The organism is Rhodococcus sp. S3 (assembly GCF_058211795.1).
Genome location: NZ_CM177074.1, coordinates 1,859,534 through 1,873,045, shown reverse-complemented (window position 1 = coordinate 1,873,045; position 13,512 = coordinate 1,859,534). Strand labels below are relative to the sequence as shown.

Annotated in this window: 7 protein-coding genes, 1 tRNA gene and 1 pseudogene; 5 read left to right on the top strand and 4 right to left on the bottom strand. The window is 69.3% G+C overall.

The features are described from left to right. Positions 1-65: 65 nt before the first annotated feature. The 3 genes from selB to AC0LPE_RS08720 all read right to left on the bottom strand — a co-directional run bounded on the left by selB (position 66) and on the right by AC0LPE_RS08720 (position 3,240). The gene (selB, locus tag AC0LPE_RS08730; protein ID WP_490606035.1) at positions 66-1,808 is read right to left on the bottom strand and encodes a selenocysteine-specific translation elongation factor; all 1,743 of its coding nucleotides are present in this window, start codon (positions 1,806-1,808) and stop codon (positions 66-68) included. Further along, entirely contained in the window at positions 1,808-3,112 is a 1,305-nt protein-coding gene (selA, locus tag AC0LPE_RS08725) for an L-seryl-tRNA(Sec) selenium transferase (RefSeq protein WP_490606034.1), read from the bottom strand. Before selA ends, selB begins: the two co-directional genes overlap by 1 nt. Positions 3,113-3,145: 33 nt before the next feature. Next, a tRNA-Sec gene (locus AC0LPE_RS08720) sits at positions 3,146-3,240 on the bottom strand. Between the two features lie 58 nt (positions 3,241-3,298). On the opposite strand from AC0LPE_RS08720, the gene selD reads away from it, so the two are divergent. The 5 genes from selD (at position 3,299) to AC0LPE_RS08695 (ending at position 11,040) form a co-directional block, all read left to right on the top strand. After that, a complete protein-coding gene (gene selD, locus AC0LPE_RS08715) occupies positions 3,299-4,321 on the top strand; it encodes a selenide, water dikinase SelD (RefSeq protein WP_230823039.1) in 1,023 nt (340 codons plus the stop codon). 109 nt (positions 4,322-4,430) lie between these two features. Beyond that, positions 4,431-7,775 (top strand): formate dehydrogenase, encoded by a 3,345-nt coding sequence (gene fdh / locus AC0LPE_RS08710; RefSeq protein WP_490606033.1) that lies wholly within the window; start codon positions 4,431-4,433, stop codon positions 7,773-7,775. Continuing rightward, the gene (locus AC0LPE_RS08705) at positions 7,772-8,686 is read left to right on the top strand and encodes a 4Fe-4S dicluster domain-containing protein (protein ID WP_230823041.1); all 915 of its coding nucleotides are present in this window, start codon (positions 7,772-7,774) and stop codon (positions 8,684-8,686) included. Before fdh ends, AC0LPE_RS08705 begins: the two co-directional genes overlap by 4 nt. After that, positions 8,683-9,702, top strand: a complete 1,020-nt coding sequence (nrfD, locus tag AC0LPE_RS08700) for an NrfD/PsrC family molybdoenzyme membrane anchor subunit (protein WP_088897398.1) — start codon at positions 8,683-8,685, stop codon at positions 9,700-9,702. The genes AC0LPE_RS08705 and nrfD overlap by 4 nt, the downstream gene beginning before the upstream one ends. 33 nt (positions 9,703-9,735) lie before the next feature. Then, positions 9,736-11,040: an L-lactate MFS transporter gene (locus AC0LPE_RS08695; RefSeq protein ID WP_088897399.1), complete on the top strand. Its 1,305-nt coding sequence runs from the start codon at positions 9,736-9,738 to the stop codon at positions 11,038-11,040. A gap of 27 nt (positions 11,041-11,067) precedes the next feature. Here the strand turns inward: AC0LPE_RS08695 and AC0LPE_RS08690 are convergent. Beyond that, a pseudogene (locus tag AC0LPE_RS08690) lies at positions 11,068-13,445 on the bottom strand (ATP-binding protein). Positions 13,446-13,512: the final 67 nt, after the last annotated feature.

The following is a 13,512-nucleotide window of genomic DNA, read 5'->3' as shown; positions in this document are numbered from 1 at the left end:
GTTCGGTACCCGCACTTCGCGTTTCGGGTGAAGGGTCGTCCCGCCGGGGAGGGCGGGACGGCGGTCTAGCGGACGATCTCGCGCCGGTCGTCGGGGAGCCTGCGGGTGCGACCCGCCTTGTCGAGCCGGTCGAGCAACGGCAGGACCACCCGCCGTGTCGTTCCCAGCCGCTCGCGCGCGGCGCTGGTCGTGAAGGGCTGATCCAACTCCCCCAGCAGCTCCGCAGCCGTATCGGCGGCGTCGGGGAGCAGGACGATGCCCGGGCCCACCCGCCACAACCGTCCGCTCCGTTCGGCCGCGCCGAGGGCACGATCGTCGAGGCCGAGCTCGCGCAGGCGATCGGCGGTCGGGGCCGCGAACGGAGCGGCCGACAGATCGCGGCGCACCTGCTCGACGGCCTTGCGGATCTTCGGCGGCAGACCGTCGGCGCCGGGAGCGATCACCCGTCCCCCGGCCACTTCGAGTGGCGGCCGCACCAGCGCCCGGACGAGGTCGGGTGTGGGAAGACGCAGCTGCGACGCCAGCACCGTCAACGGTGCCGCCGGATCCAATGGATGGGCGCGGGCGTGGGCCTGCACGAGTGCGGGCAGCCGGTCGGCGACGGCCTTCGCGAGGCCGGGTGCGACGAGCCACGGCCCGACCGTCAGGTGTTCTCCCTGTTCGAGCGGAATGCCCAACTGCCGCAACCGTTGCCGATGCAGGAGTCCGCGGCGGGCGAGCTCGTCGGCCAGGCGCGGCGTCCCGTCGGCCCCCGCCAGCTGCAGCGCGCGGCGTGCCGCCGCACCGCGCCGCCGGAACCGGGGTGGATCGGGGTCGAGAACGTCGGCCCGCCAGATCATCCGACGGCCCGGGTCGCGCAGCAGGGCGCGGTCGCCGATCCGCAGGGGCAACGGGCGGTCGAGGGTGAGCCGAACGAGATCGTCTCCCAGCGGACGGCACCGGACGCCGACGTCCGCGGCTCCGATGTGCAGCACCGGAGCGACCGGAGGCCGGTCCTCGCCGCTGATCCGCACGTCGACGACGGAGGTGTGGTGCCACGCGCCGGGCGTGACGAGCACACTGCCCCGTCCCAGGTCGTCGACCCGACCGGTGAGATTGAGGGCGACCCTGGCCACGCCGCTCACCGCGCTCCGGTCACGACCGAGTGCCTGCACGCTGCGGACCCGCAGCGGCGTGTCCCCCAGCACGAGGGTGTCCCCCACACGCACCGTGCCCGCGGGAAGGGTTCCGGTGACGACGGTTCCGGATCCACGCACGGTGAACCGGCGGTCCACCCAGAGCCGGACGTCGGCCTGCGGATCGGGGTCCGGGAGCGAGGCGACCATCGTCGTCAGTGCGCTGCGGAGATCGTCGAGGCCCATCCCGGTGCGCCCGCTCACGGCGACGACGGGCGCCCCCGCCAGACTCGTGCGGGCGACCTCCGCCGCGGCCCGCGCGGCCGCGGGTCCCGGATCGGCGAGATCGGCCCGGGTAACGGCGACGACCGCGTGGCGCACGCCGAGCGCGTCGAGCGCTGCGAGGTGTTCGGCCGCCTGCGGCATCCACGGATCGTCGGCGGCCACCACGAACAGCGCGGCGGGGACCGATCCCACTCCGGAGAGCATCGTCGTGAGGAATCGCTCGTGTCCGGGGACGTCGACGAAGGCGACCTCCCCCACCTCCGGCCAGGACGTCCAGCAGTAGCCGAGCTCGATGGTCAGTCCTCGTCGCCGTTCCTCGGCGAGCCGGTCCGGGTTCGCCCCGGTGAGCGCTTCGACCAGCGTCGACTTGCCGTGGTCGACGTGACCGGCGGTCGCGACGACCTGCATCAGGATCCTTCGCGAGCGGCCACGCGCGTCACGGCGTCGATCAGCTCGCCGTCCTCGGCGGGGTCGACCGCGAGCAGGTCGAGCAGCAACCGGCCGCGTTCGACGCGGCCGACGACCGGGTGCTCACCGAGCCGCAACGGAACAGCGAGGTGTTCGGGCAGGGCGATCGCGACGCTCGGCAGGACGACGTCCGGGGCGCCGCCGCCCCCGACGACGCCGTCGGAGTCGACCACCTCGGGTTGGCACTCCGAGGGCAGCGCCACGCAGATCGCCTGTGCGCGGGCGCGGAGATCTTCCGGGCGGGAGGCCAGCGCCGCCGCCACGGGTGGCATCGGTCCCGTCAGGGTCGCTTCGAGAGCGGCGAGGGTGAGTTTGTCGACGCGCAGCGCCCGCGCGAACGGGTCGCGGCGCAGGCGTTCCACGAGTTCGGCCCGTCCGAGCAGCAGGCCGGCCTGCGGGCCGCCGAGGAGCTTGTCGCCCGAGGCGGTCACCAGGTCGGCGCCGGCGCGCAGGGCGGTGGTGGCGTCGGGTTCGTTCGGCAGCCGCGGATGCGGCGCGAGCAGACCGGATCCGATGTCGACGACGACGGGTGGTCCGAGCCCGGTGAGTTCCCGGACCGACACCGACGACGTGAAGCCGCTGACGGTGAAGTTCGAGGGGTGCACCTTGAGGACGAAGGCGGTGTCGTCGTCGAGGGCCGCGGCGTAGTCGCTCAGGCGCACGCGGTTGGTGGTGCCGACCTCACGCAGCGTCGCGCCCACGGATTCCAGCAGTTCCGGGATCCGGAAGCCGTCGCCGATCTCGACCAGTTCGCCCCGTGCGATCACGATCGAGCGACCACCGCGTGTGAGCACCCGGGTGACCAGGGCGAGAGCCGCGGCACCGTTGTTGACGACGTGGATGCCGCCGGCGTCGGGTACCTGTTCGGCGAGTGCTTCGAGGGCGCCGCGTCCTCGCCGTCCGCGCCGGCCGGTGGTCAGGTCGAGTTCGACGTCGGTGGCGCCGGCCGCGGTGGACACGGCCTCGACCGCCGCTCGGGACAGCGGGGCGCGACCGAGATTGGTGTGCACGACCACGCCGGTGGCGTTGACGACGCGGCGCAGGGTGGTCGCCTGTTGCGGTAACGACGCGACCGCGATGTCGGCGACGGCGTCGGGCGCGATCTCGCCGTCGCGGCACCGTTGCTGGGCCGCGACGACGGTCTGCTTGACCAGTCGGGCGCCGAGCCGGTCGACGGCCTCTCGCAGGCGCGGATCGGCCAGGACCTGGTCGGTGCGGGGAACGTCCCGTCTCGGATCCGGCACGCGCTCCTCAATCCCACGGTCGACGAAAACTTTTGGCGGAGGCGGACGGGAATCGAACCCGCCCAGCCCAGATACTGGGCCACAACGGTTTTGAAGACCGCGACCGTCACCAGACGAGAACCACCTCCGCGCTCACCCTAACCGAAGTCGGGCCCTCGGTTACGACTCGCCCGTATGTTTGGGTTCATGACCGCACACGTCGACTTTCCCGAGGGCGCCATCCGACTCACCCAGTACGCCGCCGGCGGCGGGTGCGCATGCAAGGTTCCGCCGGGTGAACTCGAGCGGGTGCTCGGCGGTCTGCAGGGTGGACGGGCCTCCGGCGAACTGTTGGTGGGTGTGGAGAACGGCGACGACGGAGCCGCGGTCCGGATCGATCCGGCGCCCGACGGGAGCGGCCGGGCCGTCATCGTGACGGCCGACTTCTTCACCCCGGTCGTCGACGACGCCTACGACTGGGGACGGATCGCCGCCACCAACGCCATGTCCGACGTCTACGCGATGGGTGGCACGCCGATCATCGCGGTCAACCTCCTGGGCTGGCCGCGCGAGCTCATCCCGTTCGAACTCGCCGCCGAAGTCATGCGCGGCGGCGCCGACGCGTGCGCCGAGGCGGGTGCCCATCTCGCCGGCGGGCACAGCATCGACGACCGGGAGCCGAAGTACGGACTGGCGGTCACCGGTCTGGGCGATCCGGATCGCCTGCTGCGCAACGACGCTGCCACGCCCGGCCTGCCGCTGACTCTCACCAAGCCGCTCGGTCTCGGCATCCTGAACAACCGTCACAAGGCCACCGGCGAGCGTTTCGAGGAAGCGGTCGCGGTGATGACGACACTCAACCGCGAGGCGGCACAACTTGCGCACGAGGCCGGTGTCCGCGCCGCCACCGACGTCACCGGTTTCGGTCTGCTCGGCCATCTGATGAAGATGATGCGGGCCAGCGGCACGACCGCTGTGATCGACTCCGTGGCCGTGCCGTACGTCGCGGGAGCGCGCGAGTCGCTCGCGGAGGGATTCGTGCCCGGCGGGAGCCGTCGCAATCTCGATTGGGTCCGCGAGCAGGTCGACTCCGAGGTGGACGACGACGAACTACTCCTGCTCGCCGACGCTCAGACGTCCGGCGGTCTCCTGGTCGTCGGGGAGCTCCCCGGCCATCCGGTCATCGGGGAGGTGGTCCCCGCGGGCGAACACGCGATCCGGGTGCGCTGACCCCGACGACCGCCGGACATGCCGACACACCTGCACGGGATCCGGATTAACCGGCACGAAGCGCGGGTAGACGGTAACTTCGGAACGAGAGCGCAGGAAAGGAGCACCGATGGCGGAGAAGGACACGTCCCTCCCCTGGCCCGTCCTGCGCCAGTTACTCGGTAAGGACCTGCTCGGACGCGGCAAGGCCGCACGGTCCCGTCGTACCGAGGAGATCGAACCGCGCACCTCCACCGCCGATCGTGTCGCCCGCAGCGTGTGCCCCTACTGCGCTGTCGGATGCGGACAGAAGATCTTCGTCAAGGACGAAAAGGTCGTCCAGATCGAAGGCGATTCCGACAGCCCCGTGAACCGCGGGCGCCTGTGCCCCAAGGGCTCGGCGAGCAAAAACCTCGTCACCAGCGAGCTGCGCGAGACCCGGGTCCGCTACCGCCGGCCCTACGGCACCGAATGGGAAGACCTCGATCTCGACACGGCCATGGAGATGGTCGTCGACCGCGTGCTGAAGACCCGCCGCGAGACCTGGCAGGAATTCGACGACAAGGGCCACCGTGTCCGGCGCACGATGGGCATCGCCAGTCTCGGCGGTGCCACGCTGGACAACGAGGAGAACTACCTCATCAAGAAGCTGTTCACAGCGATGGGGGCGGTCCAGATCGAGAACCAGGCCCGCATATGACACTCCGCCACCGTCCCCGGTCTGGGGACCAGCTTCGGGCGCGGCGGCGCCACCGGCTACACAGCCGACCTGGCCAACGCTGACTGCATCATCATCCAGGGTTCCAACATGGCCGAGGCCCACCCGGTGGGCTTCCAGTGGGTCGTGGAGGCCCAGAAACGCGGTGCCCGCGTCATCCACATCGACCCGCGCTTCACCCGTACAAGCGCGGTGGCGGACAAGCACGTCCCGATCCGGGTCGGCAGCGACATCGCCTTCCTCGGCGGCATCGTCAACTACATCCTGAGCAACGGGCTGGACTTCCGCGAGTACGTCGTCAACTACACGAACGCCGCGGTGCTCGTCAGCGACAAGTTCGAGGACACCGACGATCTCGACGGGCTCTTCTCGGGCTTCGACCCCGAGAAGCGGACCTACGATCCGACGAGCTGGCAGTACGACGTGGAGGACGAATCCGGCGACCTGCACAAGTCGCAGGCCAACGGCTCCGACGAGCACGCCGAGCATCGGGACACGGCCGCGGGCCTGCAGAACGAGTCGCACGGCATGCAGACGGCGAGCCACCCGAGGCGCGACGAGACCCTACAGCACCCGCGGTGCGTCTACCAGGTGCTCAAGCGGCACTTCGCCCGCTACACCCCCGAGGTGGTCGAGCAGGTGTGCGGCGTCTCGCAGGAGGACTTCCTCGACGTCTGCCGCGCGTGGACCGAGAACTCCGGTCGGGAGCGGACGACGGCGCTCGTCTACAGCGTGGGCTGGACCCAGCACAGTGTCGGTGTGCAGTACATCCGCACCGGCGCGATCCTGCAGCTGCTGCTCGGCAACATGGGCCGCCCCGGCGGAGGCATCATGGCGCTGCGCGGTCATGCCAGCATCCAGGGCTCGACCGACATCCCGACGTTGTTCAACCTGTTGCCCGGCTACCTGCCGATGCCCGACGCGAACAAGCACCACTCGTTCACGGACTGGGTCGACAGCGTGCGCAACCCGGGCAGCAAGGGTTTCTGGTCGAAGGCCGACGCCTACGCGGTGAACCTGCTCAAGGCATACTGGGGCGACGCGGCGACCGCCGACAACGACTACTGCTTCGACTACATGCCGAAGATCACCGGCGACCACGGCACCTACCGTTCGGTGCTCGACATGATCGATGGAAAGGTCAAGGGCTACTTCCTCCTCGGGCAGAACCCGGCCGTCGGCTCCGCTCACGGGCGCGCGCAGCGGCTCGGGATGGCGAACCTCGACTGGCTCGTGGTGCGCGACCTGTTCGAGATCGAGAGCGCCAACTTCTGGAAGGACTCCCCGGAGATCGAGACCGGTGAGATCGTGACCGAGGAGTGCGCCACCGAGGTGTTCCTCTTCCCGGCAGCCTCCTACGCCGAGAAGGAAGGCACCTTCACGCAGACCCAGCGGATGCTGCAGTGGCGGGAGAAGGCCGTCGAGCCGCCCGAGGACTGCCGCTCGGAACTGTGGTTCTTCTACCACCTCGGCCGCATGATGCGGGAGCGTCTGGCCGAGTCGACCGACGAGCGCGACCGTCCGCTGCTCGACCTGGCATGGGACTACCCCGTGCACGGCGAGTACGACGAGCCGAGTGCCGACGCAGTGCTCATGGAGATCAACGGCTACGACGTCGCGACCCGTCGGCCACTGTCGTCGTTCACCGAGATGAAGAACGACGGCTCCACCCTCGGTGGCTGCTGGATCTACACCGGGGTCTACGCCGACGGCGTCAACCAGGCCAACCGGCGTAAGTCCCGGCACGAGCAGTCGTTCGTGGCTCCCGAGTGGGGCTGGGCGTGGCCGATGAACCGCCGCATCCTGTACAACCGGGCATCCGCCGACCCCGAGGGCAGGCCGTGGAGCGAACGCAAGGCCTACGTGTGGTGGGACGAGGACGCACAGCAGTGGACGGGTGCGGACGTGCCGGACTTCGAGAAGACGAAGCCGCCGAGCTACCGCTCCCCCGACGGCGCCGACGGTGTCGAGGCGCTCGAAGGGATCGATCCGTTCATCATGCAGGGCGACGGCAAGGGTGCCCTCTACGCCCCCCAGGGGCTCGTCGACGGTCCGATGCCGACGCACTACGAACCGGTGGAGTCGCCGTTCCGCAATCCGCTCTACGCGCAGCAGGCCAACCCGACGCGCATGGAGTACCGGCGTGACGACAATCCGATGAACCCCTCACCGCCGGATGAACACAGCGACGTGTTCCCCTTCGTGTTCACGACGAGTCGTCTCACCGAGCACCACACCGCCGGCGGCATGAGCCGCTATCTCGAACATCTCGCCGAACTGCAACCGGAGATGTTCGTGGAGGTCTCCCCCGCCCTGGCGGCCGAACGCGGACTCGAGCACATGGGCTGGTGCCACGTCGTCACCGCCCGCTCTGCGATCGAGGGCCGGGCCCTGGTGACCGAGCGGTTGCGTCCGCTGAAGGTGGAGGGACGGACCGTCCACCAGGTGTGGATGCCCTATCACTGGGGCAGCGGCGGCATGGTGACCGGCGACTCGACCAACGATCTGTTCGGAATCACGTTGGACCCCAACGTGCTCATCCAGGAGACCAAGGTCGGTACGTGCGACGTCCGGGCAGGACGCCGACCGTCCGGAGCGGCACTGCGGGAGTACGTCGAGGGATATGCGCGGCGGGCCGGGGTAACCGATCACGTGTACCCACCCATCGTGACGGTCCCGGACGGCGATACGGCCTCGGACGACCCACGTGCCCCGGAGACCTCGGACGACCCACGTGCCCTGGAGGAGGACGAGTGACGGGTCCCAACAGCTTCTTCGGACCGATCGACCCGGCACCCGATGCCGGGTACGAGGATCCGCCGGCTCGCAAGGGCTTCTTCACCGACACCAGTGTGTGCATCGGGTGCAAGGCCTGCGAGGTGGCCTGCAAGGAGTGGAACGACGTCCCCGAGAACGCCTTCGCGATGCTCGGCACCTCGTACGACAACAGTCATTCGCTCAACGCCAATCAGTGGCGGCACGTCGCCTTCATCGAGCGTCCTGCCGAGTCGAAACCGCCGGTGTCGCTGGGGATGCCGACGGTCGGGGCGACCCCGACGGAGCTCCCGGAGGAGGAGAAGCCGGACTTCCGCTGGTTGATGTCCTCGGACGTGTGCAAGCACTGCACCCACGCGGCGTGCCTCGACGTGTGCCCGACCGGGTCGCTGTTCCGCAGCGAGTTCGGCACGGTGGTCGTGCAGGACGACATCTGCAACGGCTGCGGATACTGCGTGGCCGCCTGCCCGTACGGCGTCATCGACCGTCGCAAGGGTCCGGAGGGCGACCCGAAGGTCGGTATCGCCCAGAAGTGCACGCTCTGCTACGACCGGCTCACCGACGGCCAGACACCGTCGTGCGCGCAGGCATGCCCCACGGAGTCGATCCAGTTCGGCGACGTCGAGGAGTTGCGCGCCCGCGCCGAGGAACGACTGGCCACCCTGCACGAGCGCGGTGTGGGCGAGGCACGGCTCTACGGCAACGATCCCGAGGACGGGGTCGGCGGAACCGGCGCCTTCTTCCTGCTCCTCGACGAACCGGAGGTCTACGGCCTGCCGCCGGATCCGGTGGTGACGACCAAGGATCTTCCGGAGATGTGGACGCGCGCCGCCGTCGCGGCCGTCGCGATGCTGGCGGGCGCCGCCGTGTCGTTCCTGAGGAGGCGCGGATGACCCAGGTGCAGCACGGCGGCAGCCCGGGCAACCCCCGCCGGTCCGGTGGCGGTCGCGGCGGCGACCGGGTGATGGTGCCGGAGGCCGACTTCGAGTCCTATTACGGACGTCAGATCGTGAAACCGGCTCCGTGGGAACACGACATCGCCATCTACCTGTTCACCGGCGGCGTGGCCGCGGGCAGTTCGCTGCTCGCCGCGGGTGCCGATCTCACGGGGCGGCCCGCCCTGCGCCGGGTGGCCCGATTCGGTTCGCTCACATCGTTGCTCGTCAGTGTCGGTGCACTGGTCCACGATCTCGGCAAACCGAGTCGCTTCCTCAACATGCTGCGGGTCGCCAAACCGACCTCACCGATGTCGGTCGGGACGTGGATCCTGTCGCTGCACGGTCCGTTCGCGGGCGTCGCGGCGGTCGCGGAGATCGCCGAGATGCTCCCCGCCCGGTGGAAGCGTGGGCCGGTGCGCCTGCTGCTCGCCCTCGGCCGGCCCGCCGGGATCGTGGGCGCACTGACCGCACCGCCGGTCGCCGCGTATACCGGAGTCCTGTTGTCCGATACCGCAACTCCGGCCTGGCATTCCGCCTTCAAGGAGATCCCCTTCGTGTTCTGCGGGTCGGCGGCCGCCGCATCGGGTGGTCTCGGACTGCTGGGCGCGCCGGTTGCCGAGGCCGGACCGGCGCGCGCCTTCGCTGTCGGCGGTGCGCTCGTCGAACTCGCGACCGAGCAGCAGATGGAGAAGTCGATGGGACTGTCGGCCGAGACGCTCCACCAGGGTCGCCCCGGACGACTGATGAAGGCCAGCAAGGCATTGACGGTGGCCGGTGCGCTCGGCGCGCTCGTCGGTCGCCGCAATCGGGTGGTGTCGGCCGTGTCCGGTGCCGCCCTCATGGTCGGTTCGCTGTGCACGCGACTCGGCGTCTACGAAGCCGGCATCGCGTCGGCGAAGGATCCCAAGTACACCGTCGTTCCCCAGCGTGAACGAGTCGATCGCGGGGAACCCGTTCGCTACCGCGGCTGAGATCCGGCTCGCGGGCAGAACGAAGGAGAACGCATGGACTCCGGCAAGCCCACGCGCGAACCACACGGCGACACCGCGACGACACAGCCTCCGGGCAGCTTCCGCTGGTTGCTCGTCGCCGGAGGTCTGCTGTTGCAGTTCTCGATCGGCGCGGTCTACGCGTGGTCGGTCTTCGGCGGAGCCCTCGAGAGCGCCGACTCCTGGCAACTGAGCACGGTCCGGGCCTCACTGCCGTTCACCGTCACCATCGGCATGATCTTCATCGGCACCTATCTCGGTGGCCGACTGCAGGATCTGAAAGGCCCCCGCGTCGTCGCGCTGATCGGCGGCATCATCTACGCGCTCGGTATCCTGCTCGCCTCGTTCACCGACGGAGCCGACGACTACTGGCTGCTCATCCTCGGATACGGCATCATCAGCGGCTTCGGGTTGGGCTTCGCATACATCGTCCCGATCGCCATGCTGCAGAAGTGGTTCCCCGACAAGACCGGTCTCATCACCGGACTCGCGGTGGGCGGCTTCGGATTCGGCGCGGTGCTCACCTCGCCGGTCGCGCAGTGGCTCATCGACCGGAACCCGGACGACCCGACGAGCGCCTTCCTGCCCTTGGGTATCGCCTACCTCGTGATGTCGCTGGCCGGTGCCGCACTCTTCCGCAACCCGCCCGAGGGATACACCGTGCCGGGCTTCGAACCCACCGGCAGCGACGGCAGCGGAACCGACCGCGGCAAGGAGTACACCCAGGGCGAGGCCCTGCGCACGCCCCAGTGGTACCTCCTGACCGCCATCCTCACCCTGTGCGTGACCGCCGGCATCTCCTTGATCTCGCAGGCGAAGCCGAGCGCGTCCGACATCGCCGGTTTCAGTGCTTCCGGCGCGGCGGCACTCGTGGGCGCGCTCGCGATCTTCAACGGTGCCGGCCGGATCGTGTGGGCGGCGATCTCCGACCGCATCGGCCGGATGAAGACCTTCACCGCACTGCTCGTGCTGCAGGGCGTGTGCCTGATCGTGCTGCCGCACGCCAGTGGAGTGGTGCTGTTCTCGATCCTGGCCGCGATCGTCTACCTCTGCTACGGCGGTGCTTTCGGCACCATGCCGGCCACTGCAGGCGACTTCTTCGGGGTCCGCAACGCCGGCGCCATCTACGGCCTGATGCTCATCGGCTGGAGCATCGGCGGCATCATCGGTCCGATCATCGCGTCCACGCTCCTCGGTGACGACAAGGCGTACACCCTCGCCTACACCACCATCGGCATCATCGCGCTCGTATCGGTCGTGCTCACACTTATCACGAAGGTGCCGGAGGCGCGCCGGGAATCGGTCCCGTCCCGGTCCTGAGCCGGATCGCCGTCCTGCTCGTCACGCTCAGGGCGCTTCGTGGGTGTGCAACCACGAGACGACCTGCGTGCGGGAGTGCACGCCGAGTTTGTCGAGGATCCGTTCGACGTGACCGTCGACGGTCCGGCGTGAGATCACGAGCCGGTCGGCGATCGCGCGATTGCTCAGGCCTCCGGCGACGAGTCCCGCGATCTCCTGCTCCCTCTTCGTCAGCGGGGATGTCCGGGAGGCGGACTCGCCTCCCCCGCGCTGCCGTCGGGCGGAGCCCGGAGCACGCGAGGTCCGCCTCCCCGAGGACTCTCTCGGCTCCAGAGCGCTGTCCACGAGATCGACGATGCGCATGCCGGACTGCGGGTGGGGCGATTCGGCGGTGTCCGTCTCGCCCATCCGTTCCCGGAGGCGACGCTCCGCTGCCATCGAGTCCTGCTCGATGTGCGGCCCGAATGCTGCGATCGTCGTACCGAGGCGCTGCCACACCGTCCGTGCGGCCCCGAACAGCCGTGCGGCCTTCTCCGTGTCGCCTTCGGCGCCTGCCGACCAAGCCAGCAGTTCGAGCGACAGTGTCGTGCAGATCTTGTCCTCGAAGTCGCGCTGGACGGCCAGCGCGCCGTTCGCCGCTTCGACCGCAGGGCCGAGGCGCCCGAGATGGTAATGCGCAAGCCCCGAGACCCACAGCGCATAGGCCTTGTTCCACCGCTCGCCGTGCTGATCCGCCATCTCGACGACGCGAGCGCACGTCTCCAGGGCGTCGTCGAGTCGTCCATCGTAGGTCTGCGCCATCGCCAGCTGGAACAGGCAGGTCAGGTGGGCGGCGTGGTCGCCGTGCGCACGATGTACCCGGGCCGCACGGAGGTAGAGGTCGATCGCCTCGGCCGTCGCCCCGCAGAACAGTGCGTGCAGAGCACTCCAGTGATCGCAGTGGGCTCGCAACCGTACATCACCGGATCCGTCTGCGATCGAACGGCACTCGTCGAGGTGGACCGCCGCTCCGTCGCGGTCTCCCTGGATGAGGGCCGTCCACGCGGTCACCCACAGCACGTTGCCGCGCTCGCTGCTCGAGCGCGGAAGTCGTTGCAGGAGTCGTTCGAGCCGGGCCCGCCCGGTGGACAGGTAGCCACCCGCGATCCAGTGATAGCGCAGCGCGACGGCGAGCGCCGCCCCCGTGGCGAGTTCGTCGTCGTCCCGGATCGATCGGTCGAGCGCTGCCATGAAATCCGCGTGGTCGGCGCGCATCGACGACAGCAGGGCGGATTGCCTCGGCCCGTACCAACTCTCGGCGCAGCGACGGGCACGGTCGAGATAGTGCTCGCAATGCCGCCGGTACAGCTGTTCCCGTTCCCCGCGGGCGTCGAGCAGTTCGTGTCCGTACTCGCGCACGGTCACCAGTTGCGAGTACCTCAACACCGACGACGAACGATCGACACCCACAAGCGATTTCGCGATCAACCTGTCGAGCAGGTCGATGACCTGTTCGCTCGGCAGATCGTCGTCGGCGCAGACGTCTCCGCGGCTTCGAGGTCGAAACTGCCGGTGAACACCGACAACCGTGCCCACAGCGTCCGCTCGGCATCGGAGCACAGTTCGTAGCTCCAGTCGATCAGGGCGCGCAAGGTCTGCTGCCGCGGCACCGCCACGCGACTGCCCCCGGTGAGCAGTGCGAAACGACGATCGAGCCGGTCGACGAGTTGTGCCGGAGACAACGAACGCAGCCGGGTGGCCGCGAGTTCGAGAGCGAGCGGCACACCGTCGAGCGCGATGCACAGGTGCGCAACGGCATCGGCATTGTCGTCGGTCACCTCGAAGCCCGGGACCACCTGCCGGGCCCGTTCGACGAGCAGACCCACCGCTTCGAACCGCTCGAGATCGGCCGCCCGGTTCCCCGTCGATCCGTCCGGTGTCGTCAGAGGTGGAAGCACGTACTCCGCCTCCCCCGCCACCGCGAGCGGCTCACGACTGGTCGCGAGGATCCGCACCTCCGGTGCATCACCGAGAACGGCAGCGACGAAGTCGGCCACGGTCGCGATCAGGTGTTCGCAGTTGTCGACCACGATCAGCATGTGCTCGTCGCGGAGACGGTCGATGATCTTGTCCATCACGGGTCTGGTGGACTGGTCGGTCACGCCCAGAGCGGCCGCTGCAGCCGAGGGAACGGACTCCGGATCCCGCACCACCGCCAGATCGATCCAGCGGAACGAATCGCGGAACGCGCGCGAGGTTCGCACCGCCAGCTCCTCGGCCACCCGGGTCTTCCCCACTCCACCCGGACCGAGGATCGTCAGCAGCCGGGTCCGCTGGAGGCACGACCGGGCCTCGTCGATCTCGCGACGGCGACCGATGAAGGTCGTCACCGAACGGGTGGGCCCCGGGGTGCGGGGTGGTGCAGCTTCCGGCAGGGCAGATTCCATCGTCACGCTTCTCAGAGATAGTGGGCCCAACATACCCGGGTGGTCGTGTGACGGCCAACACAGGTAC